This is a genomic window from Botrimarina hoheduenensis, assembly GCF_007859815.1.
GTDB classification, from domain to species: domain Bacteria; phylum Planctomycetota; class Planctomycetia; order Pirellulales; family Lacipirellulaceae; genus Botrimarina; species Botrimarina hoheduenensis.
The window spans coordinates 106,527-131,444 of record NZ_SJPH01000001.1 but is presented as its reverse complement, the minus strand read 5'-3'; the positions used below and the strand labels follow the sequence as shown (position 1 = coordinate 131,444).

The following is a 24,918-nucleotide window of genomic DNA, read 5'->3' as shown; positions in this document are numbered from 1 at the left end:
TCCACTCCATGCCGCGCTAGTAGCGAAACGCTCCCGGTGGCGGTGCCGGATTGGTCGCGGGAGGTGGTGTGAACAGCGGTGTCAAAGGCGCTGCACTGGGGGCTAGCGCCGGTGGCCCCGTGGGGGCGGCACCAAATGTGCCCGGTGCGGTGGCTGGCCCACTGTAACCTGGTGCCGCGGGCAACCCCACCGAAGGCGCCGGGGCGCTAAAGAGCGGTGAGCTTCCGAAGGGGCTGTTCAGTGGAACTCCTGCCGCGGCTCCGATCGGTGCCACGCCTTGCGGGGCAGCTTGGCGGCGGAGTTGTTCGCCCCGGCCGATGATCTCGTTGGCCGGTGCCATGCGTTGGCGCGCCAGATTAAAGCTCACCTCGCGTTTATCTTCGATCGTGAAGGGCCACAGATTTTCAGTTAAGAAGTCGACTCCCGGCCAGGCGTACCACGGTGTGGGGAGGGGCTGGTTGACGGTTAGCGTTTCGTAACCGGGCATCGAGAGTTTTACCTCGCGGGTACCGTAGTACACGTAGTCGGTCGAAGCCGGTGTGACGCCGATCGGTTGGTTGTCGAGCTGGACCGTGGCCCCGGGTGGATTGCTACGAACGGTGAGCCGTCGCCGGATGCACCCGGTGGGTGTCATGCACAGGATCGCCAGCAACAAAAGCAGCCCCCGCGTCGCGACGCGAGAGGAGCGCTGTCGGTTGGCGGATTCGCGCAGCACGGCAAAGGCTCGGGGGGGGAAATAAGCTGGTCGGAGAAAGCCCTGGCTCCAAGGCTTCTCTAGGCCCAAGGGGCGCGGCGGACTTTACTCGCCCCGCTCTTGGGGTTCCAGGCCAGCCATTGGCTGTTGGTCGGGCGATCGTGCAGCTAGAATAGGTTTTCTTCTGACTGGGGAGCCGATGCCAGCAACGCCATCAACCACGTTCACGCTTCGGCACGCTAGTCGATCCGATGTCGGTATGCGCCGCGCGAACAACCAGGATTCGCTCTCGGCGACCCCCGTCGAGGGCACCGTGGCCCCGATCGGCGAGGCTTTTTTGATGGTGGCCGATGGCATGGGGGCCCACGCCGCTGGTGAGCTCGCCAGCCGCATGGCGGCCGATGTCATCCCCCAGAGCTTTCTCAAGTGCCGGTTGTCGGCCCCCGCGGCGCTGCGGAACGCCATCCGCGAAGCCAACCAACGCATCCACGATAAAGGGAACTCTGCGCCCGAGTTTCACGGCATGGGCACCACCTGTAGCTGCTTGGCTTTCTCCGCCGATGCCGCGATGGTGGGCCACGTCGGCGACAGCCGCGTCTACCGGTTGCGGGGCGGCAAGCTTGAGCAGCTGACGTTTGACCACAGCTTGGTTTGGGAAATGGCGGCCGCTAGCAATGTTAGCCAAGACCGCGTTCCCTCGTGCATCCCTAAAAACGTCATCACGCGTTCCCTGGGCCCCAACGAGACCGTGAACGTCGATCTTGAAGGTCCCCACGACTTGCAAGACGGCGACACCTTCCTGCTCTGTAGCGATGGTTTGACCGGAGTCGTTGAAGACGCCCTCGCCGGAAGCCTCATCGGCGAGCTCGATCCCGAAGAGGCTACCCAAACGCTGGTCGATATCGCCAACCTCCGCGGCGGTCCTGACAACATCTCGGTGATCGTGGCTCAGGTTTCCGCACTTCGGCAGACTCCCGGCATCGTCTCTTCCCGTGGCATCGAGCCTAGCGTCGCGGCGGGAGCGGCAATCGCGACGGTCGCCTTGGCGGTCTTCTTGTGGTCGCTGGCGTTCGGCCCCAGCGAAGCACTTATGGCTTCGGCGGTTGCCTGTGGGATTGGGTCGGCGATCGCGCTGGCACGCTCAAGCGGTGTGTCGGAACCTCAGCTCCCACGGATCATGGAGGGGCCGTATGGCAACGGCCCCTATCGCTCCGAAGACTGCCATGATCTTCGCCAAACCGCCCAAACTCTCCGCGAGTTGGTGGATCAGCTGGCGCTGCTGTGCCGCGGCGAAGAGACAAACGATAGCAATCACTTCGGCGATATCGCTTCGCCTGTCGTGATTGGCACGGCACCGCTGCTGGATTGGTCTCCCGTGGAGCCCCTCCAGCAGCGGGCCGAACGTTCGATCGAAGCGGGCAACTTCGCTGCCGCAATCCGCGATTATGCGGCAGTTATCCGCAAGTTGATGCAACTCGTTCGTGCCGACGATGGCACGCATCGGTATCGGGCCGTAACGCCAGGCCGGATCGATTAGAGCGGGTCGCGATCGGCATATAGGCGGGCCTTACGCATCGTTTCGGCGTGACCGCGTCGATCACGGGTCAACGCGGTCCTCGGCCAGGTTCAGAACTGTCGTTTTCGGCGATCGGAGACGCTGCTACCTTCTTGCGCACCGGAGCAGTTTGGCCTCTCCCCTCGCTTGCGAAGCGTGCGGTCGCGGCTGAAGAACCGCTGACGGTCGTAGCGAATCACTTTTACTCGGCGTGCTCGGAGACCGCGTGCGGATCCTTACTCGGTACATCATTGTCGAGCTTCTGCAAGTGTTTTTCCTAACGCTCGCGGGGCTGACGGCGCTCATTTTCCTAGCGCTGGTGGGTCGCGAAGCGATCAACAAGGGGCTTGGGCTCGGACCCCTGCTGCGGATGGCACCTTACCTTGTGCCGCAGGCCATGCAATTTGCTGTGCCCGGCACGATGTTGCTTGCCACGACCAGCGTTTACGGCCGACTCTCGGCCTTCAACGAGGTGGTGGCGCTCAAATCGATGGGCATCTCGCCCTGGAAGATTATCGGGCCGACACTGATCGTGGCGGCTGCCACCAGCTTTGTCGCGGTGGGGGTGAACGATTTGGCGGTCTCTTGGGGGCGGCTGGGAGTTCAAAGGGTGTTTGTTGAATCGCTCGAAGAAGTGATCTACGGACAGCTCCGGCTGCATCGCAGTTACGTGGCCGAGGGAGTCAGGATCAACGTGGTCGATGTGCGCGATCGGTTGCTGATCCGCCCGACCTTAACGGTGCAGGGCAAGGGGGGCCGCGAGCCGATCACCATTTCCGCTGCCGCGGCCGAGATGCGGTCGATCCCCGCCGAACAGAAGCTGCAGGTAGCTTTCCGCGACCTGGACGTTGAGGGGCCGATCAAATACGCCGACCCCTCGGTCTTTGTCCATGAAATCGACTTGGCAGAGCTGTTCGACGAAGCGGATTCGCGGAGCCCTTCTAACTACGCGCTGGCGGAGATCGGTGCTGAACGGGCCGAGATGCGGCGTCAGACCGATCTGGCGCAGCGTGACCACGCAGCCCAGCAGATGCTCGGTTTAATGACCGGCGATACCAGCCGGCTGGGAGTTGCAGAGCGTGAGCAGAATGCCCGCCTGATCGGCGAGCTCCATTACCGCGAACGGCGACTTTCGGTTGAACCCTTTCGTCGATGGGCAAACGGCTTTAGCTGTTTGTGCTTTGTGATGGTGGGGGCTCCGATGGCCATCCTGCGGCAGAAAGGAGAGTTTCTTGCCAGCTTCTTCTTGTGTTTCTTGCCCATCTTGCTGGTTTATTACCCCTTGCTAATTGTTAGCGTCGATCACGCGAAAGCGGGCGATATCTCGCCCGCGGCCGTCTGGATCGGCAATCTGGTGCTGGCCTTGTGGGGATTAAGCATGATGCGGCGTGTCGCGCGGCACTAAGCCGGCGGCCCTCTCAGGGGGGGCCATCACGCTTGAGCGACGCCACGCCTTGGGACGCGATCCGCTAGCAACCGGCGTGCCGGCGATTGGGTTTGGGCCGAACTGTCGTTGTCGTCGGTGGCCGGCCGCTGCTAAGTTCCCCTACCTCGCCCTGGCGGGTTCTCAAGGAAGAGCGCCCAACAGCCGCGAACGACCGCCCGCCGTTGGCGTACGCGGCCGGAAACGATGGGGCCCGACTCAACGTGACAGGGAGGTCACGCGTGCTCACCAATCAATCAATCCGTGTGAAGCTGCGCGTAGGCGTTGCGCTTTTAGCGATCAGCACCGTTGCGCTTTTCTCGGCGGCAATGTACGGCCTGTACGCCTATCGGGGATTGGTGAAGTCGCTCGCCGAGCGCTCCACAGAGCTGCCACTGGCAAACGAGCTGAGCCAGCACGTGGCGAATCTCCGGGTTAAGCTCGGCCAGGCACGCGAGCGCTCGCTGCTGCGCAGCCGTTTGAGCCACGACTATCATTACCCCGACGACGAAGCTCGGCCCGAGCACGAGGGGCCCGACCCGCTCGAGGCGGTGCTCCGCGGCGAGTTTCACTACGAGTTCGAGAGCTTCAAGCACACGCTCTCAGCTTATCGCGAACGGCTCGACCAGAACGATGGCGGCAGCGATCGCATCGGCGATGACCGCCAAGAGCGTCAGACCCTCGCCCAGATCGACGCCACGCTCAAGCGGATCGGCGCGGGGCGGCTTGATGACACGTTCTTTCTCGACAACGGCAGCGGCGAAACCGACGCCTTGCAGCAAGAAATCGAGGAGCTGCGCGAGCTGGCGACCCAGCTTCCAGGGCACCTTCACACCCGCTTGGGAGAGCTCCGCGATCAGGTGCGTTCGCAATACCACGGAGCGATCACGCTCTCGTGGGTGACGTTCGTCATGGTGCTCGGTCTGCTGGCGCTCGCTGTCCAGATGTTCCGGCGTACGATCGCCCGGCCGTTGCGCTTGCTGGCCGAAGGGGCACGCAAGGTAGCCGCCGACGATTTTGGCCATCGGATCGACCTGCGTTCGCAAGATGAGATGGGAGAACTGGCCGAGGCCATGAACGCCATGATGGCCCACTTCCAGCAGACGCGCGACGAACTCGATCAGCAGGTGAAAGCCCGCACACGCGAGGTTGTCCGCAGCGAGCAGCTGGCGAGCGTCGGCTTTCTCGCGGCGGGGGTAGCGCACGAGATCAATAACCCGCTCGCCTCGATCGCCATGTGCAGCGAGTCGCTCGAAGGGCGCCTCGGAGCGCTCGCGGGCGACAACCCGAGCGATCCCGAGTGGGCCATTGTGCGCCGCTATCTGGAGATGATCAGCAAGGAGTCCTTCCGCTGCAAAGAGATCACCGAACGGCTGCTCGATTACTCGCGGATGGGTGATTCCGAGCGACGGCCGACCGATCTGCGCGAGCTCACCGCCGGCGTGATCGATATGGTTTCGCACCTCGGCAAGTATCGGGACAAGAGCGTCGAGCTCACGCCCGGTCCGTCGGTTGTTGCGGAAGTTAACGGCCAAGAATTGAAACAAGTGGTGCTCAACCTCGTGACCAACGGCCTCGATAGCCTCAACGCCGGTGGCCGTGTCACGGTGCAGGTTAGTCGGCACGGCAGCAACGCCCTTGTCGCGGTGACCGACAACGGTTGCGGCATGACCGACGAGGTGAAGCAGCACCTGTTTGAACCGTTCTTCACACGCAGCCGCGGCAACCAAGGGACCGGGCTCGGCCTGTCGATCACCTACCGCATTGTTCAGGAGCACGGTGGCGAGATCGTCGCCGACAGCGCGGGTCCGGGGCGTGGCTCGCAATTCACGGTCACGCTCCCCGCAACCGTCGGTGCGATCGCTTCCGCTGCTTAACACTCCGCTCCGCCGCAAGACACGCTGCCTCGCGGCCCGGTTACTCTACCCCCTGACTACTGATGTCCGATTCCCCAAGCAAGTCGTCTCCCAAGCAAGAGGGCTTGTCCTTGTTGTTCGCTGACGACGAGGGCTCACTGCAAGAGCTAATGAAGCTCGAGCTGCCGCGCATGGGGCATACCGTGACGGTTTGTCCCGATGGCGTTACCGCCGTCGCCGCGATCGAGAAGAACACTTATGACGCGATCCTCGTCGATCAAGACATGCCGGGCCTGACCGGCGTCGAGGTGATCGCTCGGCTCAAGGAGTTGTCGCCATCGACCGAGGCGGTTGTGATCACCGGCAAGAGCAGCATGGAGAGCGCGGTCTCGGCGCTCCGCTGCGGGGCCTTCGACTACCTGACGAAGCCCTGCAAGCTGGTCGATATCGAGGCGTTGCTACAAAGAATCGCAGCCAAGCGTGACCTGACGAAGAAGTTCCATGCACTGCAGCGCCGGCTTGAGCGGATCGAAGGCTCGCCGCAGCTGATCGGCCAGAGCCGTGGCATGGCCCACGTGAATACGCTCATCGATAAGGTCGCCCGCACCGAGTCCACCGTACTCGTGCTCGGAGAGACCGGCACGGGCAAAGAGCTGGTCGCCCGTGCGGTGCATGACCGCAGCCCGCGGGCCGAAAAGCCTTTCGTCGCGATCAATTGCGGGGCGTTGCCCGAAACGCTCATCGAGAGCGAACTCTTTGGCCACACCAAAGGGGCTTTCACGGGTGCCGACGAGCACCGTATCGGTCTGTTCGAGGTCGCCTCGGGCGGAACGATCTTTCTCGACGAGATTGGTGAGCTCCCCAAGGCGATGCAGGCCAAGCTGCTCCGCGTGCTGGAAAGCCGCGAGATCCGCCGGGTCGGCGAGAACAAAACCATGAAGGTCGATGTACGGGTTGTCTGCGCGACGCACCGCGATCTGGCGGAGATGGTCACGGGCGATGAGTTCCGCGAGGACCTCATGTACCGCATCAACACCTTTGAGATCAATCTGCCGGCACTGCGCGAGCGTCTGGACGATCTGCCCGCCTTGGCAGAGCACTTGCTCAAACGTTTTCGTCCGAGCGCGCGGCCGATCGAGCAGCAGTTTACTGACGAAGCTTTGGAGGCTCTGCGTGGTCACGTGTGGCCGGGCAACGTGCGCGAGCTAGCCAATGTGGTTGAGCACGCGACCATCTTGTGCGAGTCGGGTCCCATCACGGTCGACGATCTGCCGCAGCATTTCAATCGCCGCCAGCTCAGCGGAAACGCACGTTCGCGCGGACCCATGACACTCCGTGAGCTTGAGATGGAGGCCATCCACGAGTCGCTCGAACGGAATGACGGATCCAAACCGAAGGTTGCCGAAGAGCTCGGTATCAGCCTCAAAACGCTCTACAACAAGCTCAATTCAGAAGCAACTCTTAAGGTCGCCTGATAAGCTAAACGGAGATCCGCCGCGCTGTTCGCTATTACAGGCGGAGGCCAAGGCAGCTCTCTTGGAAAGGCTCGATCATGGCGGTACTGCTAGAAAGCCCGACACTCGTCGCGGCCATCGGCCTGTTCTTGCTCACCGCGACCGGAATTTTCTACACCCAGTCGCGCTCGCTCGGGGCATTGATTTCCGTGGGGGTAGCGGTGCTACTCACCGCGGGCGGACTAATAGCTGAGCGCAGCATCGTCACGTCGGCAGAAGCGGTGCGTGCGGAGGTGCACGATCTGTTCGACGCGATCGCCGACAACGATTTGCCCGCAGTGATCGCACTGCTCGATCCCGCGGCCAGCAATATGCAGGCCGATGCTCAAACACTGATGCCCATGTTTCGGGTGCTCTCCGCAGGAGAAGGGGGCCGCGTGCGCGTTGCGATCAACGACAACACCGCGACCGCCGAACTCAAGCCGGTTATCAAGGTCACCCATCAGTCGACCGGGGCGACAGGCGTCTACTTCGACGGGCTGACGCTGCGGCTAGTCAAGCGTGACGATCGTTGGCGCTTCACCGACTACACGGCAGCCGAAGATTGGCGCAAGGGTGCCGCCAAGCTGTCACGCTAGCCACACGGCCTTGCAAGCAAGCGAGCGGAGCTTATCCGGCGCGCGGAATGCGATAACCCGTGTGGCCTGCCCCGTAGGGCGGCGTTCCGTATCCGCCGTGAGGGTGCCCGGCGGGGCCGGGGCCCGAGCTCGGCGGCCAAGCGTTGTGTCCGGCTCCCGGGCCGTGCCCGTGGAAGCCCCCCTGGGGGCCGTATCCATAGGGTGGCAGGGGGCCTCCCGCGCCGTAGCCGCCACCCGGGTAGCCCCAGCCCGGGTAGCCCCCCCAGCCGGGATAGCCCCCAAAGCCTGGATAGCCAAATCCATAGGGGAGGACCGGTGCCACGAAACCCGTCGGCGGTGCGTAGGGATAGGCCGAACCGGGTTGGCCGACGCTCGGGTTCGGTGCGGTCGCGGCGTTGCGGCAGTGAACGCAATGGGGGCACTCGCACCCATCGATAGCGTTCGGCGATCCTGGTGCGGCACCGTAAGGTGTATCGTTGGATGCTCCTGGTACGGCCGCCGGGTAACCGGGCAGGCCGTAGCCGAATCCCTGCATACCGCCAAAGAACAGGTAGGGGTTGTGGCGGAACGGGGTCAGCGCGTCGAGCGTTTGCAGTGACGCATCGAGGCCGCGCTCGCGTTGCGCGTCAAAGGCACCCTGCGTGCTGCCAAAGCTGCGGACGTCGTAAACGGTATCGACCGAACCATCCACGCCACGCAGGTTGGTGCGCGTACGCCAGTAGCGGCTGGCGGTATCACGCGGATCGGGCAGGCCCTCGACCGGTGCTGGTTGGGCGTACTGCGCCACTCGCGTACCGGTTGCCGGGTTGTGTGTGTAGTTGCTCGGGGCAAAGACCCAGTCCGCCGCGACAGGCGAAACCGTAGCGGCGAGCGCGATCAGCAGAAGAAGAGTACGCATGGCGGGAGCCGTAAAGATGAGAGGTACGGGCGTCCCTGCCAGTCGGGTAAGAGATTTGGTGTTAGGGAAAAAGGTTGGTAAGCGTGGTTCGTTATCCGCGGGGAAGAGGAAGCTCAGTTGTTCGTTTCGCTTGGTTGCTCTTCGGCCGCTTCGGCCGCTGCCGCTTCGGCCACTGCGGGCTTGACGCGTTTCCAGAGTTCGTGGCTCTCGGCGTTGTACCAGTACTCGTAGGGCTCTTCGAGCGGTTCGAGCTGGAGCTCGTTGAACTCAACGACCTTCTCCATGAACTCCTCGTGCGAGTTCGGGTACCTGCCCTCGAAACCCCAGAAGAGCTGTAAAGCCTGTTCAACCTGGATGAGGTTCAGCTTCTGTTCGGCTCGGATGCCCGCCTTGATGGGGGTCTTCAGCACGCCGGAACCCTGGATCTTGTCACCGCGCGACATGTCATCGATCGTCACCGCGCTGGGCGATTCGGTGGCAAGCTTCTCAGCGGCTCGCCGTTTCTGCTCTTGGGCTTCGCGCGCGGCGGCTTCCGCACGCCGAGCCGCGGCCTCCGCTTGAGCGGCCGCTTGCTGGTTGGCTTGCTTTGCTAGGTCAGCCATCTGTGGCGAGGGTTCGCCGCTTCCGCCACAGCCAGCGGTCAGCGCACACGCCAATACCAGCAGGCCTAATGAGCGACGTATACCGTGCTGACGAGTTGAGCGGGGCAGGGGGGGCATGGCGAGTATCCCGTCCGTTGGGGAGAAGACTGAGGTTAGGGGGGAGTGTTTCATGGAGCGAGATTGGCTGCCGATCAGCCGCGAGACGGAACGCCCTCGCCGGCAGCGAGGTTCCAGGTCTGCATCTCATTGAGTTGGTCGTGGCGGGTTCGGTCGATCATCAGCGGAGTGAGCGAAATGGCCCCCTCCGTGATCGCGGTCACGTCGGTGTCCGCGCCGGGGGGCGTTGTCGGGGGAGTGCCGGTGGTCCAGTAGTAGCGCCGCCCTTTGGGATCAATCCGTTCTTCGAACGCAGAGTCCCACCGCGTCGATCCCATGCGGGTGATGCGCACCTCGGTCGATTCGGGCGGCCCCATCACGCTGGTCACCGTTGCCGTTGTCGGTAAGTTCAGATTGTAAAGCAGGTGGTCACGCCAGGCGTCGGCATCCAGCATCTGGCGGATCAGATTGGTCGCGATCTTCGCCGCGGAGCGAAAGTGCGGGTGCTCTTCGTACTCGACCGAAACGGCGATTGAAGGGATATCGTTCAGGGCCCCTTCGGTCGCAGCGGCGACCGTGCCCGAGTACATCACGTTGATGCCGGCGTTTAGCCCGTGATTGATCCCGCTCACCAACAGGTCCGGGCGTGCTTCGGGATCGCTCGTCGCGGCGGGAAACAGTTTGGCGACAGCCAGTTTAACGCAGTCGGCAGGCGAGCCCTCGACCGCCCAGCCACGCAGCTCGTCGTCCACATAGACCTGACCCGCCATGAGCGGCGTCAAGAACGTGATCGAGTGACCGACTCCACTTTGCTCGGTGGCCGGTGCCACAACGGTCACTTCGCCCAGCTCGGCCAGTGCGTCGCGCATCGCGAGCAGGCCGGGGGCGTAGATGCCGTCGTCGTTGGTGAGCAAGATTCGCATGCGAGGGCCCCTCCTTGGGGTGTGCGGTGGGCGGGGGGCGGGGGGCGTGTCGGCTCGGAGCCGTACAGCTTCCGCAGCCCTCATCATAAGCGCTCCGTGTCATTAGCGAAAACAAGCAATCGGCTTGGCTGGTGGCTCGCTGGCGGCGCGACCGTTAGAATCGGCCCCCGTGTCGCCACGACCCGTGCGACCCGACTCTCGCCCGACTATTTCCGTCACGGACTGACCCGATGACCGCCGCTCCGACCTCTGCCGCGACCTACGGGTCTTCTGCCATCACGCTCGCTGAAGAGCGTGTTCTGGTGCTCGATTTCGGATCGCAGTACGCCCAGCTCATCGCCCGACGGGTCCGCGAACAGAACGTTTACTGCGAGATCGTCCGCCACGACTTGCCCGCTAGCCGCATCGCCGAGCTGGCCCCCAAGGGGATCATCCTGTCCGGCGGGCCCAGCAGCGTGTACGCCGAAGGGGCCCCGCGGTGCGATCCGGCGCTCTTTGAGCTCGGCGTGCCGGTGCTGGGCATCTGCTACGGCATGCAGCTGGCGTGTGAGGCGCTCGGCGGACGCGTCCAGAGTGCCGAGAGTCGTGAATATGGCCGAGCGCATTGCGAGGTGACCGACGCCACCGACCTTTTCCGCGACGTGCATTCGCACACCGAGGTGTGGATGAGCCACGGCGATCAGGTGCAGCAGATCGCCGATGATTTCACCCCCCTGGCGCGCACCGGCACGTGCCCCTTCGCCGCGGTCCGTCACAACCGCTTGCCGGTCTACGGGTTGCAGTTCCACCCGGAAGTGACCCACACAGTCGAGGGTGCGACGATCCTCGGCAACTTCTTGCGTGAGGTCTGCAAGACCAGCGGCGCATGGCGCCTCGGAGATTTCGCTGATCAGACGATCGCCGCGCTGCGCGCGCAGATCGGTTCCGACCGCGTGATTTGCGGTCTGTCGGGCGGAGTCGATTCGGCGGTGGTTGCTGCGCTGCTCGCCAAAGCGATCGGACCGCAGCTGACCTGTATCTTGGTGGACAACGGGTTGCTGCGCAAGGACGAACGAGCGGCGGTCGAACGCGAGTTTACCGAGCATTTTCAGACCGACTTGCACGTGGTGGAAGGCGAGCAGCGTTTCCTGCAGCAGCTTGCGGGCGTTGTCGAGCCGCAGGAAAAGCGTCGCCGCATCGGCTCTGAGTTCATCGCCTGCTTCAAAGAAGAAGCCGGCAAGGTTCAGGGGGCGAAGTACCTGGCCCAGGGAACCTTGTATCCGGACGTGATCGAGAGCGGCGCTGCCCAGGACGGACCCGCCGCCACCATCAAACTGCACCACAATGTGGGTGGTCTGCCGAAAGAGCTTGGCTTTGAGCTGATCGAGCCGCTGCGAGACCTGTTTAAGGACGAGGTACGCCGGTTGGGATTGCAGCTCGGCTTGCCCGAGGACATTGTTTGGCGCCACCCGTTTCCCGGGCCCGGTTTGGCGGTGCGCTGCCTGGGCGAGGTGACCGCCGACAAGCTGCACACGCTCCGCGAAGCAGACGCGATCGTCGTTGGCGAGATCAAGGCGGCGGGCCTCTATCGGCAGACCTCGCAGTCTTTCGCCGTATTGCTGCCGGTGCAGAGCGTTGGCGTCATGGGCGACAGCCGGACCTACGAAAACGCTTGCGCGGTGCGAAGCGTCAACACGGACGACTTCATGACGGCCGACTGGAGCCACTTGCCGCACGACCTGCTGAGCCGCATCAGCACGCGGATCATCAACGAAGTGCCCGGCGTGAACCGCGTGGTGTACGACATCACGAGCAAGCCGCCCGGCACGATCGAGTGGGAGTGAGCGCGCGACGGTATCGCCGACGGCACCTATCCGCTCGCGGAGTTATCGCTGTGCACGCTAGCGCTGTAGGTCAAAGCAGAACAGCAACTCCTGATCGCGTAGATAGAGCTTGCCGTCCGCGATCACCGGATGGGTCCAGATCTTTCCCTTGGGCTTGCGCAGTTCGGTCTGTGGCGTGAGCGTGAAACGTCCCTTCTCGTTCCACCCCTCAGGCGACGCCTCGATCAGGACCACTTCGCCCGTGTCTTCGCTCAGGCAGATAAAACGGCCGTCGGCGTAGGCGATCGCTCCCTTGCCCAACGCGCTCCGCTCGCGCCACACTCGCTCTCCGCTGACGAAATCCTGGCACAGCCAGCCGACGCTGTCGGAATGGCCGTACAGGTGATCTCCCACTAGCAGCACGCCGCCATGGTGGTTCTTCATTAGTTTGTTCTCGTAGACCCGTTGGGCCGCCCCGGCGTGGTCGATCTCAACTTGCAGGCACCCCGTGCCGTAGCCGCTGGTGACGTAGATCTTGTTCTCACTCACCACGGGTGTCGGAATCACGGCCACCCGCCCCTCCCACGGCTCCTGCCAGAGCACGCCACCGGACTCGGGATCGATCCCCACGAGTCGGCTTACCAGCAACTGAACGTACTGCTTCTTGCCGTGCGGGCGCGCTATAACCAAAGACGAGTAGTGCGCCACATCGTCCAGCGGCTTGGTCCGCCAGAGCACCGTACCGGTCTGCTTGTCGAGCGCGGCGATGGCTCCCTGGTCGCCGCCGGGCGTGATGAGCAGCTTTTCGCCGTCGATCAGCGGCGACTCGGAGTAGCCCCACGTGGGAATTTCTCCGCCTAGGTCGGTCAGGCTGGTTTTCCACACGATTTTCCCGGTCGAAAGCTCGAGGCACACCAGGTTGCCTTTAGCGGCCAGCACATAGATCCGGTCGCCATCGATGGTTGGTGTGCCGCGGGGACCGTTGCCCCATCCGTTTTCGTACTCGGAGCCCAGGTCGGTGGCCCACTGTTCTTCGCCGCTTGCGGCGTCGAGACAGAGCAGCTGTTCGACCCCGTTGCGCGAGCCCATGAGGTACAGACGCTGGCCAACGACCGCCGGACCGGCGTAGCCCAAGCCCGTATTGCGAAACAGCCAGACGCGCGGCGGTCCTCCCTCGGGCCACGCTTGTAGCAGGCCGGTCTCGGCCGTCAGGCCGTCGCGCTGCGGACCAAGCCATTGGGGCCAGTCGGCCGCAAGGGCTGGAACAGTCAGACCGGCCAGCAGGGCGGCCCTGCTCAGGGCGTGGCGGGCGGTCTTGGTAAGGAACGGCATTATGTGGCTCATCGTGCGTGATAACAGCAGGGTCTTCGGAAGCAGTCCTAGTTGACCGCCTGATTAGCGTATCGCCTACCACCTGCCGTTCAGAGAGGGGCTTAAGCTAGCGGCTGGTGGAGCAGCGGGGGGGCGACCTGTCGATGCGGCCGGCAGACAGGCAGAGATACGGCTGACAGACCGGGCAAGAGACTGATAGAATCGGCTTTTCGAGCGTCAAACGCTGCTCTGCCCCATGACGAGGCGAAATCGTCGTTACGCCTGAGTAACCGCTTTTGACCCACGCTCCCCCGCCTCTCCCGTTCTGTTCTGTAAGTAACGATGCCGCCCAATCAGAAGTACATCTACCAGATCTCGGGGCTGACCAAGAAGCACGGCCAGCGCGAGGTGCTCAAAGAGATCGCGCTGGCTTTCTACCCAGGGGCCAAGATCGGTGTGCTGGGCCGCAACGGCGCTGGCAAGAGCACGCTGCTCCGCATCATGGCCGGGATCGATAAAGAGTTCGATGGCAAGGCCGAGCTTTCGGACGGCTTTACCGTGGGCATGTTGCAGCAAGAGCCGCACCTGAACCCCGAAAAGGATGTGATGGGCAACGTCATGGAGGCGGTCGCCGCCACCCAGGCCCTGCTCGACGAATACAACGCCATCAACGAGGCCTACGGCGATGAGGACGCGGACTTCGAGAAGCTCGGAGCCCGGCAGGCCGAACTGCAAGACAAGATCGACGCCAAAAACGCCTGGGAGCTCGAGCGCCAGATCCAAGTGGCCATGGACGCCATTAATCTGCCTCCGGCCGATGCGGACGTCTCCAAGCTCTCCGGCGGCGAGAAGCGCCGCGTTGCGCTCTGCAAGATCCTGCTCGAGCAGCCCGATCTGCTGCTGCTAGACGAACCGACCAACCACCTCGACGCCGAGAGCATCTTGTGGCTGGAACGCCATCTGGCAGAGTACCCCGGCACGATCGTCGCGGTGACGCACGACCGTTACTTCTTGGACAACGTCGCCGGCTGGATTCTGGAAATCGAGTACGGTCGCTGCATCCCGTGGGAGGGTAACTATACGAGCTGGCTGGAGCAGAAAGCCAAGCGGCTCGAACAGGATGAGAAGCAAAAGTCGGCCCGTCAGAAGACGCTGGCGAAAGAGCTCGAATGGATCCGCAGCTCGCCCAAGGCGCGGCAGACTAAGAGCAAAGCCCGCATCAGTTCGTACGAAAAGATGGTTTCCGAGGAGTTCGAGGAGCGCTCCGAAGAGCTCGAGATCCAGATTCCCCCGGGCCCGCGGCTGGGCGATCAGGTGGTCGAGGCGGTGAATCTCTCGAAGAGCTTTGGCGACAACGTGCTATTCGAGAACGTCAATTTCCGCCTGCCGCCGGGGGGCATCGTCGGCATCATCGGCCCCAACGGTGCCGGCAAGACGACGCTGTTGAAGATGCTGATGGGCAAGGAGCAGCCGACCAGCGGATCGCTCACCTTTGGACCGACCGTCGCCTTGGGCTACGTCGATCAGTCGCGTGACCATCTGGATCCCAACAAGACGGTCTGGGAGGAAATCTCCGAAGGCTTGGATCTCATCGAGATGGGAAAAAAGCAGGTCAACAGCCGGGCTTATGTCGCGAAGTTCAACTTCCAAAAGGCCGACCAGCAGAAGAAGGTCGGTGTCCTCTCCGGTGGTGAGCGCAACCGCGTGCACCTAGCCAAGCTGCTCCGCGGAGGTTCGAACGTGCTGATGCTCGACGAACCGACCAACGACCTCGACGTTGACACGCTTCGCGCTTTGGAAGAAGCCGTTGCCACGTTCGTCGGCTGCGCGGTCGTCGTGAGCCACGACCGGTGGTTCCTCGATCGTCTGGCGACCCACATTCTCGCGTTTGAAGGGGACGGCTACGTCCACTGGTGCGAGGGCAACTTTCAGGTCTACGAGAGCCAACGTCGCGAACGGATGGGCGAGGACGGCAACGAGCCTCGGCGCTTCAAGTACAAGAAGCTGGTCCAAAGCTGAGCACTCTGCGTCGCTGGCTATGGTGGGGCCGAACCGCTTCACGCCATGTCGCCGCTTAGCGATGCCGCCGGCAGGCCATCTCCCAGCTTAGGCCATGTCCCCGCCAAGCCACATGTTCCCGCCGCGACGGACGCGATTCCGCCGTGACGAAGTGAGTCACCAGCGCGGCACCGCCGCCCCCCCCCCACTCCGTGGGGGGCGGTCCTCGGAGCGGACTCGCCGGAGCGTCTCTCACCGCGCCTTAATTAACCGATCATCACTTTTTTCCAACCCCACAAGCAGCGATGAGCACGATCCGCGTCGGTTCCAACGAAAAGTACGCCGAAGGCTGGGATAAAGTCTTTGGCGGCAAAAAGACCAAGGCGAAAACCACCACGAAGCTTGCCGCTAAGAAGGCGTCGCCGAAGAAGACCGCTAAGAAAGCGACAAAAAAGAAAGCCGGCAAGAAGCGGTAGCGGCATCGTTCGCAGCCCTTTTTTCCCCTGAAAATCGTTGCATCGGTCAGTCGGGGTCTGCCACAATCCGGCAAGGGGCTGTCCTGTGCTTTAGCGGGGGCCCGCGCTTTTCTAGAGGGAGGGATGGCTATGCGAGCTTTTGTGGCTGAGCGAGCTTTTGTGGCCAGGAGAGCTTTTTCGGCCAGGCGAGCTTTTAAAGTCACAACACTGCCGTTGCTCGTGCTCGCCACGTTGGTGGCTACGGCTCAGGTCGGGGCTCAGGTCGGGGCTCAGCCGCCCGATCGGCTCGATTCGTACCGCATCGTGCCGCGGAAGAGCGAGCTCCGACAGACCGGCGGGTTCGCGGGGGTCGACCAGCGGTTCCGCGTGCAGGGAACTTACGACTTTGTCGGCGAGTGGATCAACGATCCGCCGACCACGCTGCGGCATCAGGCCCGGTTCGACAATGCCGACCTGATGGCACCGCTCGGTCCGATGTTGCCCGCCTTTATCGATGTGGACGATCTCTTCAACCTCGATAACCTCACCGGCGAATTGCTGCCGCTGGGGGCTCCGTTCGACGTGTACCGCTTTCGCGGGTTGGCGAACACCAGCAGCGCGACCTCGCCGCTTGAACAGTCTTCGGTTGAGTTGTACGCCGCGCTCCTTGGCCCGTGGATGTACGTCTACGGCCAGACGACGCAGCCGCCGTGGGTGGCCGACGGATTTGAGTACGAGTTGCGGCTGCTTGCCCGCACGGGCCGCTCGGCGGACACCAACGAGGACGGCGTGGTTGATGCCGCCGACTACACGTTGATCTTTGACGCTGCTGCCGTCGGAAACGCGTTGCTCCCGTCGCTCGCCGATTGGTCGGCTCAGTACGGCGAAGTGGTGCCCGACATGGACGTGATGGACGCCCAGCTCGGTGCCGCGCTCGCGACGGGCCTCGCCGTGCCGGAGCCCGCCGCGCTGGCGGTCGCGATGTTCGCCCTGGTTGTCAGTGGCCCGTGGCGTACGAGTCAAACGGCTGGGGCTTAGGCACGTCCCAAGAACTCGCTCGTGCGCGTATCGACTTTTACGATCTCGCCCTCTTTCAGGTACTCGGGTCCGTGGATCTGGAGGCCGGTTTCCATTTGTAGCGGTTTGGTGCGGCCGGTGGCGCTGTTGCCCTTCACGCCCGGATCGCATTGCGTGATCTTTAGCTCGACCATCGCGGGCAGCGTCACGCCCACGCACTCGCCGTTGTAGATCAGCGCGAGGAGTCCCTCGAATCCCTCGCGGACGAATTTCATCTCGTTCTCGACATCCGCCAGCGCGATCGCGTACTGCTCGTAGGTCTCGGTGTCCATCAGATGGACCGACTCGGTGTCGGCGTACATAACGGTCACCTCGCGCTTCTGGAAGTCGGCATCTTCCAGCCCCTCGGTCCCTTTGAGGTTCAAGTCGATCTTGTTCTTGGTCACAAGGTTCCGAGCGCGGAACTTGTAGATCGTCGCGCCGCCGCGTGCGCTAGGTGACTGCACGGTCACGTTCTCGATGATGCACGGGGCCCCGTCCGAGACCACGATCGAACCGGGCTTAATGTCCTTGGCGAGCATAGAGAGAAGCTGCGAGAGAAAGGGGGGCGGAATCCAGTCAGGAGGGTTCGCGACGGGGTTTCTAACCAACCCCTTAAGTCGCCGCAAAAGTGTACGGTCTAACGGTCACGTCCCCTACTCCCCCCGCACGGCGGACACGTCTTAGCGGAGCGGGGCGGATCACGTTTCTAGCCCGCGGGGATCGCGGCCGATCGGCGGGGGTGACGAGCGGTAACTATCGACCCACAAAGCGATATGCGGCAAAACTAGCGGCCGACTAGGTCAAAACTTCACCCGCGGCAGGGTCGAACGGCAGGCCATCGGTCAGTTTGGCCAGCGCCGCAACCACCATCAGCAGCGTGCCCGGGTCGAGCCCCTCGGAGAGCATCTCCAGCTCGTCGGGGTCCGAACCCTCCGGCGTATCGTTAAGTCCTCCCCGGCTGAGCTGTTCCAGGTGCAGCACATCGAGTCGGGCGTCCGCCCGAATCAGTTGCGCCAGGTCGTCCGGGGTGAGCTGCTTTTTAAGGGAGGTGGCAAGCTCCATGGCTTGCTCCTGTACGGAATCGCCCCACTCAAAGCGTACTTCGAGCGCCGAGTGATCGTCAGGAGCGCGCACGAGGAGCGACTCGAAGAGTCCGTCTTCGTCCGCGCGAAGATTCTCGATCGTCCAACGCCGACCGCCCGTTTCGCTCAGGGTCGCCTCGACCTGCGTCAGCGTCGGCCGATCATCGGCACGCATCAGTACGAAGTAGGTCTCACGCCAAGCGTACTCGGCCTCGGCCGGGCTCGAGTCCGTAGGGTCGAGATCCTCGTCCGCGGACATTTCGCTGCTAAAGTCGTCGTCGAAGTCGTGATCGAACTCGTCGCTGTAACCGTCCATGCTGTTCACCACGAGGCTTGATCTCCGTCCGGGTCGTCATCGGGAGCGCCCATGCCTCCCTGCCAATTATCCAGAGCCGTAAGCATGCCGTCACGCTCGCGCTGGTTGGCCCACACCGATTCCTCTTGTTCCAGGCGGACCTCGTAGTAGCCCTCGCGTTGGCAGTCGGGCTCGCCACAAAAGTGGGGCGTCGCGGCGACCCACATGACGCGATACAGCGGCACGTGTTTGTCATCAACGAGGTAGAGGATCGACACGGCAGAGGCTCCCGATCGGTCGCTGCCGCCCACGGCGGCGAGCGAGGAAAAAACACGCTAAATTTCAGCTTAACCGCGCCCGAGCTCGCGCGCACGTTCGGCGGCGGTGACAACCGCCTCGACCAACGCGGCGCGGAGGCCCCGGCGTTCCAGCTCGCCGAGTCCAGCGATCGTGGTTCCGGCAGGGCTGGAGACCGCCTCGCGGAGCACCGCCGGGTGTTCGCCCGTTTGCGCGACCATCTCCGCCGCCCCTGCGACGGTGTGCAGCGCTAGTTCGGCCGCGAGTTTGCGCGGCAAACCCGCGCGCACCCCCCCATCGGCCAGGGCTTCGATAATGGTGTAGATGTAGGCGGGGCCGGACCCCGAGAGGCCCGTCACGGCGTCGAGCAGCGGTTCGGGCACCTGAGCGGCAAACCCGACTGCCGAGAGCAACGCCTCGACCCACGCCCCCTGCGCGTCGGCAACGCCAGGCCCCAGCGCGTAGGCGGAAGCTCCCCGGCCTACCAAGCAGGGGGTGTTGGGCATCACACGCACGAGGGGTTGACCGGCGGGTAGCATGCCGGCCAGAGTGCTGAGCGTGGTTCCCGCGAGGATCGATACGACCAGCGTCTCGGGACGCAAGCCTTCGATGGCAGCGGGCAGGGCTTCTGCCGCGTACTGCGGTTTGATGGCTAGCAAGAGGGCGTCGGCACCGGCCGCTTCAGCGGCCGACGCGGCGCGGACAACCCCGGCTCCGACGGACGCGGTGAAGGCCTCGAAAGCGGCATCGGACGGGTCATACGCGATCAGATCCCCGGGCTTAGCGAGTCCCGTGCGGACCCATCCGGCGGCCAGCGCACGGGCCATTTGGCCGGCACCTAGCAGGCCGATACGGGTGTCGCTGAGGGGGGCTGAGGGGGGTGCTGGCATCGCCAAGAGGGGGTGTCGTCGGGGGGGAGGGTCGCGGGCAGTGCATGCTAGGCGACCGCCGGGCTCGTCACAATCGCACACGTTCTCTTCATCCGCCACCGTTTAATCGGCAAGCCCCCGCAGCTTAGTCGGCAAGCCCCACACAGATTAGTCGGCAAGAGAGCCGCCAGGGGCCCCCGCACAGGTGCCGGCCGCTAGCACCCGTAGGAGATCGCTCTGGACGGCAGGGGCCCGGGCTGTCAGTCTCCGCGCCGTTCTCGTGATCTTGGCCCCGCGTAGGCCATGTCGTTACCCCTTTCACGCTGTCCGCCGCACGAGGCGCCCGATCATGTCTCGCCCCCAACGAATCCTGCTCGGCCTATCTGCTCTGCTAATTGTGGCTGCCGCCCTGAATGCCCCGGCTGCCGCCGAGGAGACGCCGGTGCCCCCGCAAGCCGGCGAGCCGATGGTAGATTCCCCCTGGTTCAACATGAGTTGGCCCAAGGTTTCGATGCCCGAGATCAACTGGAAGCCCTGGGCCTCGGCAGATGCCAAGCCCGACAGCAAGCCCCGCGAAAATCCGGTCGCCCAGACCCTCGAGCGTGTCTCGGACATGTCTGGCCGCGCCGCTGAGAGCGTCCGCGCGGGTTGGGGATCCATGGTCAGCAAGCTGCCGTTCGGTCAGGGATCAAACCGTGCTGGTAAGACCGCGTCCAAGGACGAGCCCGGTTTCTTCGCACGGATGTTCCAACCCGAACCGTCGCGCGGGTCCGAAACGGTTACGGAGTTTCTCGCGCAAGATCGTCCGTCACAGGTTCGCTGAACCGCGAAGTGCTAACGTTTCGGCGGAATTTCAGCGTCCGGCGGTAGCCGGCCGTTGTTCGGGGGCGTTACAACCCAGGCATGTCACCACAAGACCTGCTCGGCAAGCTTCCGTCGCTCAACGAACTGCTCGATCATCCGGGCGTCCGCAAGGCGGTTGATCGATGGAATCGGTCGGAAACGCTCGCCCGCGTGCGGGTGGCGATCGACGATCTGGGGGCTGAGCTCAGCCGCCGCACCGAAGACCTCCGCGGAACCAGCCCCACCGAGTTGCTGGATCGGCTGATCCACCGACTCGATGTTCCTGCCGCGCTGCCCGTTGCGCCGATCATCAACGCCAGCGGTGAACTCTGGGGGCCGCGTGGGTCGGCAGCGCCGCTTGCGGAAGCCGCGATCGAACAGCTTGTGCGCGTCGCTTCGATGCCGCACGAGACCGACGCGAATCTGGGAGCGCCACTGGCGAAGCAGCTGGGGGCTGAGCACGCCCTTGTTTTTGCCACCTCCGGCAGCGCCTTGCGGGCGACGTTCCGCGCCCACGCGCAGCAAACGCGGACCGTGATTGTCGCCAAGTCGGAAACGACCGATCCGGCTCCCGGCTGCTCACTGGGCACGCTTACCTCGAGCTGCGGTCTCGCATTAGTTGAGATAGGCGGACCCGTAGGGGCCACGGTTCAGGACTACGTCGCTGCCGCCGCAGCGCCGGGGGCGCTGGTGCTCCGCCGAGGGTGCGAGTTCTATCGGCTCGAGGGGGCTTCGGCCCGCCCGTCAACCGCCGAGCTGGCGGCCGCCCTGCGGCCGCGTGGTGCGCTGCTAGTGGAAGACCTGGGGGGCGCTGCGCCCGTCGCGACGCCCCATGCTACAGACGCTCCTAACGCCCGCTCGGTGCTTGAGGCGGGAGCCGATGTGGTACTGCTTGCTGGCGTTGGCTTGGTGGGCGGCCCGCCGAGTGCGATCGTCGCCGGGACCCGCAAGGCGATCGAACCGATCGAGCGTAGTGCCGACTTCGCTATGGACGAAGCAGCGGATCTGACGCTTGCCGCTTTGCTCGCGACGCTGAAACTGTTCGACGAGCCCGAACAGCTCCGCTTTGCGCACCCCCTGTATCGCCTGATCGACACGCCCCTAGAAAACCTGCAAGCGCGAGCGGAGCGGTTGGCACCGCAGCTCGCGGCGGGCAAGGGGATCCTCTCGGCGATTCCGATTGAGTTGGGCCCCGAACGCGCTGTCGGACCTTTAGGGCTGGTGCGGCTTCCCTCATGGGGGATCGCACTGGAGGGGATCGGGGAGGCCGAGCTGCGCTCACGGAAGCCCGCCGAGAGGCCCACGATCCTCCCCCGCCGCCAACCGATCGATGGCCGCACGGTTCTTGATCTGCGTACGATGGTTCCTGCGGATGATCTTCGGCTTGTGGCGAGTCTCACCGCTGTGCCACCTGATGACGCTCAGCCTAGTGCCTGAGGTTCTTGGTACGGGGTGTGGCGGCCTCTGGTGCGGCGGCCCGGCGAACCAACGAGCCGCGATCTTCGTAAGGAGCGGGTTACAATCCGCGGGAATCGGGCGTCTCGGCAAAGGGCGTCGATCTTGCCGGTATGGTAACAGGGCAGTATTGTGCCAATTGGCGTGACGCCGGCTGAGCTGGCGGCGACCATGGGGAAGGACTCTGAAATACTCCGACCGCTCCGGCGGCCGGTGACCTTATCAAGGGTGTGATATGGAGCGCGGTGAAACGTTGGGGTCTCAGGGGCTCGGTGGCGGTCAGCTCGGTGGGGGCGATCGGGCCCTCCTGGGCGGACGGCGTCCACTGGGCGGGCGGAGTCTGCTGGGCGGGATAGCCGTCGCGATCGCAGCGCTCGCGCTGTGCGTGGCTCCGGTTTCGCCCGCTGCGGCCCGGCCTGAGAATCCCTCAGCCCAAGACCGCCAGATCGCGCTCGCCGTCAGGCTGCTGATGGAACGCCGGCACCTTTCGCGGCATCCGATCGACGACGAGATGTCGGCCCGCTGCTTGGACGCGTTCATCGAGACGCTCGACCCGTGGAAGCTCTATTTCTATCAGTCCGACGTCGATGAATTCTCACGCAATCGGGACCGTTTGGACGAACTCTTCCGCCGCGGTGACATCAGCTTCGCGCATCAGGTGTTTACTCGCTACCTGTCGCGTGTTGAGGAACGCGTTGCAACGGCCACGCAACTGGTTGGGGCCGAGCATGATTTTACGATCGATGAAACGATGGTCAGTGATCGCGATGCCACCAACTATCCGGCCACTCCGGAAGAAGCTTTTGAGCGCTGGCGGAAGCGGATCAAGTTCGACCTTTTGGTGCAACTCGCTGATGAAGTCGATCTTGAGGAAGCTCGCGAGAAGATCGGCAAACGCTATGACAGTGTTCGCAAGCGTTGGAACCAGACCACCAGCGATGAGCTGCTGGAACTCTATCTGACTGCGATGACCGCGGGTTTTGATCCGCACTCGAGTTACATGTCGCCCTCGACGCTCGAGAACTTCAACATCCAGATGAAGCTTGAGCTGGACGGAATCGGGGCGTCGCTCCGCAGCGAAGATGGCTACACGGTCGTTCACGAGATCATCGCCGGTGGTGCCGCGGATCGGGGCGGCGATCTGAAGACGGGCGACAAGATCATCGGTGTCGGTCAGGGCACCTCGGGAGAGACCGAGGACATTGTCGATATGCGTCTGAATGATGTGGTCCAAAAGATCCGCGGTAAGCGTGGCACGATCGTTCGGCTGCAGGTCAAGCCGGTTGATAATCCCAAGGAGACCGCCGAGTACACGATCACCCGTGATCGGATCGAACTGAAGAATCAAGAAGCGCGCAGCGCCATGATCGACTGGGGTAAGAAGCCCAACGGCCAGCCCTACAAAGTCGGGGTGATCAACCTCCCCAGCTTCTACATGGACATGGAGGGGGCCCGCACCAATCAGCCCGACTATCGCAGCACGACGCGCGACGTGCGTCGCCTGCTCCAGCAATTCAACGCCAACGGCGTCGATGCCGTTGTGGTAGACCTCCGCTTCAACGGCGGCGGCTCGCTAACCGAGTCGGTCAACATGACCGGCCTGTTTATCGACCGCGGACCGGTCGTGCAGGTGAAGGGCCCCGATGGCCGCGTGGTGCCTTACAACGACGACGCTCCCGGCTTGGAATGGGACGGGCCGCTCGTGGTCATGACCAGCCGCTTCAGCGCTTCAGCCAGCGAGATCTTCGCCGGTGCCATTCAGGACTACGGTCGCGGCATTGTTATCGGCGATCAATCGACTCACGGCAAGGGAACCGTGCAGCAGCTATTCGACCTAAGCGAAGCGATCTTCCGCATCGGCAACGGCCCGAACCTGGGCGCGCTGAAGATGACGATCCAGCAGTTCTATCGCCCGGGCGGCGACAGCACTCAAAACCGGGGCGTGTTGGCCGACGTGACGATCCCCTCGATCACGGATCACCTTGAAGGGATCACCGAGGCGGAGATGGACTACGCCATGGAATTTGATCGCGTCCGCCCGCTCGAGCACGCCCGGTTGGGCATGGTCGATGGCCAGCTCGCCGAGGCGTTGCAAGTTGAGTCGGACAGCCGAATCTCGAAGTCCAAAGACTTTGCCGACGATCGCCGCCGCATCAACCTCTACGAGAACCAAAAAGAACGCCAAGAGGTGACGCTCAACCTGGAGCAGTATCTCGTGGAACGCGCCCAACTGGACGAGGAAAAAGAGAAGGAAGAGATCGGCGAGAAGATGGGTGACTCGGATCGCCCTGCGTTCGACGCCGAGGACCACTACAACCAGGAAGCGCTCTCGATCACGGTCGATTACGTGCGGCTGCTGCTCGAGAACAAGGTGGCGGTTGTGCGGTGAGATCGACCATGCTCACGCTGTTAGTAGGTCTTGTCTTCATCTGTAAAGTGTCGTATGCCGAGCTGTTGGTTGAGCAATTCGACCTGCGTTTGCTCAACGCAGACGAGTTGGTTGAGCGACTAATAGCGAACGACGCCCGATTCAATCACCTGCGGATCGACTGCAATCGGACAAACTATCGGCGGCCGTTCGACGGTGCCTGGAGGGAATCCATCCACGCAACGCTGAACGGGTACGAGCCGCCACCGGTGTCCAATCCCGATCGTATCGATACATCGCTGTTCCGCTATGCGTGGGCGATTCGCGACGGTGATGTCGCGGCAGAGTTCCTTGCGCTTGAGCCGAAAAAGTACAATCCAATTTCTCGTTGGAAGGTTGTTGGCACACGGTTTGACGAGGTCTTTGGTTGCCACGACAACGGCTTCATGAACCCGCTCGTGTGGGAACACCGCACCCGTGAAAACAAGCATCGCTGCACGACCGGCGACGAGCGGTCGGTCGCCGAGTTGAAGAACACCCTTGGCGTTGGCTTCGGGAAGATGATTGTAAAGGTGTTGTCGTGGGAGGCAGGGGCCGAGTCAGGAAGGCTCGTCGCCGAGGCATCAAAGTGGCCGGGCAGCACCTGCCTGCTGACCGCTACGCTGGGTCCCGAATTGGTCGCTCACGAGCTCGACATTGAGCTCGAACATTGGCACTCACGGGTGACAACCAACGGCTTGTATGTTGGCCCGCGAGGGTTGCGTTGCGCTGCGAGCGGTGCTTTCCACGGCAAGTATCACAAGAGCAAGCGGCTCGGCGAAAAGTGGGACGTCACCGTGAATACGATCGAGGAAGATCCGAAGGGTGAGCTATGGGACGAGCTCGCCGACCATCGCATGCCGAACGAGCTGGAAGTCCTTGAGGACTGACTGTTACAAGCCATCG

Annotated in this window: 22 protein-coding genes; 13 read left to right on the top strand and 9 right to left on the bottom strand. The window is 63.4% G+C overall.

Translation table 11 applies throughout. From position 1 onward, the window contains the following. Positions 1-16 precede the first annotated feature (16 nt). Positions 17-715 (bottom strand): PEGA domain-containing protein, encoded by a 699-nt coding sequence (locus Pla111_RS00525; RefSeq protein WP_146570351.1) that lies wholly within the window; start codon positions 713-715, stop codon positions 17-19. A 178-nt stretch (positions 716-893) separates the two neighbouring features. On the opposite strand from Pla111_RS00525, the gene Pla111_RS00520 reads away from it, so the two are divergent. The 5 genes from Pla111_RS00520 (at position 894) to Pla111_RS00500 (ending at position 7,620) form a co-directional block, all read left to right on the top strand. Next, on the top strand, positions 894-2,231 hold the full coding sequence (locus Pla111_RS00520; protein WP_146570349.1) for a PP2C family protein-serine/threonine phosphatase: 1,338 nt from the start codon (positions 894-896) through the stop codon (positions 2,229-2,231). 244 nt (positions 2,232-2,475) lie between these two features. Then, positions 2,476-3,654: an LptF/LptG family permease gene (locus Pla111_RS00515; protein ID WP_197524633.1), complete on the top strand. Its 1,179-nt coding sequence runs from the start codon at positions 2,476-2,478 to the stop codon at positions 3,652-3,654. 260 nt (positions 3,655-3,914) lie between these two features. Continuing rightward, a complete protein-coding gene (locus Pla111_RS00510) occupies positions 3,915-5,549 on the top strand; it encodes a sensor histidine kinase (protein ID WP_146570345.1) in 1,635 nt (544 codons plus the stop codon). A gap of 104 nt (positions 5,550-5,653) precedes the next feature. Next, positions 5,654-7,003, top strand: a complete 1,350-nt coding sequence (locus Pla111_RS00505; RefSeq protein ID WP_146571518.1) for a sigma-54-dependent transcriptional regulator — start codon at positions 5,654-5,656, stop codon at positions 7,001-7,003. 77 nt (positions 7,004-7,080) lie between these two features. Next, positions 7,081-7,620 carry a hypothetical protein gene (locus Pla111_RS00500; RefSeq protein WP_146570343.1) on the top strand — a complete coding sequence of 180 codons (540 nt, stop codon included), beginning with the start codon at positions 7,081-7,083 and terminating at the stop codon, positions 7,618-7,620. 31 nt (positions 7,621-7,651) lie between these two features. Here Pla111_RS00500 and Pla111_RS00495 read toward each other — a convergent pair whose 3' ends face one another. The 3 genes from Pla111_RS00495 to surE form a co-directional block, all read right to left on the bottom strand. Beyond that, complete coding sequence (locus tag Pla111_RS00495; RefSeq protein ID WP_146570341.1) at positions 7,652-8,518, bottom strand: hypothetical protein; 867 nt, start codon at positions 8,516-8,518, stop codon at positions 7,652-7,654. Between the two features lie 113 nt (positions 8,519-8,631). Further along, positions 8,632-9,120: a hypothetical protein gene (locus Pla111_RS00490; RefSeq protein WP_146570339.1), complete on the bottom strand. Its 489-nt coding sequence runs from the start codon at positions 9,118-9,120 to the stop codon at positions 8,632-8,634. Positions 9,121-9,311: 191 nt separating this feature from the next. Then, on the bottom strand, positions 9,312-10,139 hold the full coding sequence (gene surE / locus Pla111_RS00485; RefSeq protein ID WP_146570337.1) for a 5'/3'-nucleotidase SurE: 828 nt from the start codon (positions 10,137-10,139) through the stop codon (positions 9,312-9,314). Between the two features lie 230 nt (positions 10,140-10,369). Here surE and guaA point away from each other — a divergent pair, with 230 nt between their 5' ends. Beyond that, complete coding sequence (guaA, locus tag Pla111_RS00480) at positions 10,370-11,962, top strand: glutamine-hydrolyzing GMP synthase (RefSeq protein WP_146570335.1); 1,593 nt, start codon at positions 10,370-10,372, stop codon at positions 11,960-11,962. Between the two features lie 57 nt (positions 11,963-12,019). On the opposite strand, the gene Pla111_RS00475 is transcribed toward guaA, so the two are convergent. Next, positions 12,020-13,285, bottom strand: a complete 1,266-nt coding sequence (locus Pla111_RS00475; protein WP_197524632.1) for a PQQ-binding-like beta-propeller repeat protein — start codon at positions 13,283-13,285, stop codon at positions 12,020-12,022. Positions 13,286-13,594: 309 nt separating this feature from the next. On the opposite strand from Pla111_RS00475, the gene ettA reads away from it, so the two are divergent. The 3 genes from ettA (at position 13,595) to Pla111_RS00465 (ending at position 16,743) form a co-directional block, all read left to right on the top strand. After that, positions 13,595-15,271 carry an energy-dependent translational throttle protein EttA gene (gene ettA / locus Pla111_RS00470; RefSeq protein WP_146570333.1) on the top strand — a complete coding sequence of 559 codons (1,677 nt, stop codon included), beginning with the start codon at positions 13,595-13,597 and terminating at the stop codon, positions 15,269-15,271. A gap of 284 nt (positions 15,272-15,555) precedes the next feature. Beyond that, the gene (locus Pla111_RS17045) at positions 15,556-15,726 is read left to right on the top strand and encodes a hypothetical protein (protein WP_197524631.1); all 171 of its coding nucleotides are present in this window, start codon (positions 15,556-15,558) and stop codon (positions 15,724-15,726) included. A 219-nt stretch (positions 15,727-15,945) separates the two neighbouring features. After that, the gene (locus Pla111_RS00465; RefSeq protein ID WP_146570331.1) at positions 15,946-16,743 is read left to right on the top strand and encodes a hypothetical protein; all 798 of its coding nucleotides are present in this window, start codon (positions 15,946-15,948) and stop codon (positions 16,741-16,743) included. Here the strand turns inward: Pla111_RS00465 and Pla111_RS00460 are convergent. From Pla111_RS00460 to proC, 4 genes are all read right to left on the bottom strand, one after another. Continuing rightward, complete coding sequence (locus Pla111_RS00460; RefSeq protein WP_146570329.1) at positions 16,740-17,303, bottom strand: elongation factor P; 564 nt, start codon at positions 17,301-17,303, stop codon at positions 16,740-16,742. The genes Pla111_RS00465 and Pla111_RS00460 overlap by 4 nt on opposite strands. Positions 17,304-17,559: 256 nt before the next feature. Beyond that, positions 17,560-18,162: a hypothetical protein gene (locus Pla111_RS00455; RefSeq protein ID WP_146570327.1), complete on the bottom strand. Its 603-nt coding sequence runs from the start codon at positions 18,160-18,162 to the stop codon at positions 17,560-17,562. 5 nt (positions 18,163-18,167) lie between these two features. After that, positions 18,168-18,419 carry a hypothetical protein gene (locus Pla111_RS00450; RefSeq protein WP_231930523.1) on the bottom strand — a complete coding sequence of 84 codons (252 nt, stop codon included), beginning with the start codon at positions 18,417-18,419 and terminating at the stop codon, positions 18,168-18,170. A 69-nt stretch (positions 18,420-18,488) separates the two neighbouring features. Beyond that, positions 18,489-19,328 carry a pyrroline-5-carboxylate reductase gene (gene proC / locus Pla111_RS00445; RefSeq protein WP_146570325.1) on the bottom strand — a complete coding sequence of 280 codons (840 nt, stop codon included), beginning with the start codon at positions 19,326-19,328 and terminating at the stop codon, positions 18,489-18,491. 328 nt (positions 19,329-19,656) lie between these two features. Here proC and Pla111_RS00440 point away from each other — a divergent pair, with 328 nt between their 5' ends. The 4 genes from Pla111_RS00440 to Pla111_RS00425 all read left to right on the top strand — a co-directional run bounded on the left by Pla111_RS00440 (position 19,657) and on the right by Pla111_RS00425 (position 24,902). Continuing rightward, positions 19,657-20,130 carry a hypothetical protein gene (locus tag Pla111_RS00440; protein ID WP_146570323.1) on the top strand — a complete coding sequence of 158 codons (474 nt, stop codon included), beginning with the start codon at positions 19,657-19,659 and terminating at the stop codon, positions 20,128-20,130. A gap of 80 nt (positions 20,131-20,210) precedes the next feature. Further along, on the top strand, positions 20,211-21,587 hold the full coding sequence (locus tag Pla111_RS00435) for a hypothetical protein (RefSeq protein WP_146570321.1): 1,377 nt from the start codon (positions 20,211-20,213) through the stop codon (positions 21,585-21,587). Between the two features lie 253 nt (positions 21,588-21,840). Then, complete coding sequence (locus Pla111_RS00430) at positions 21,841-23,994, top strand: carboxy terminal-processing peptidase (protein ID WP_146570319.1); 2,154 nt, start codon at positions 21,841-21,843, stop codon at positions 23,992-23,994. Between the two features lie 8 nt (positions 23,995-24,002). Beyond that, positions 24,003-24,902, top strand: a complete 900-nt coding sequence (locus Pla111_RS00425; RefSeq protein WP_146570317.1) for a hypothetical protein — start codon at positions 24,003-24,005, stop codon at positions 24,900-24,902. Positions 24,903-24,918: the final 16 nt, after the last annotated feature.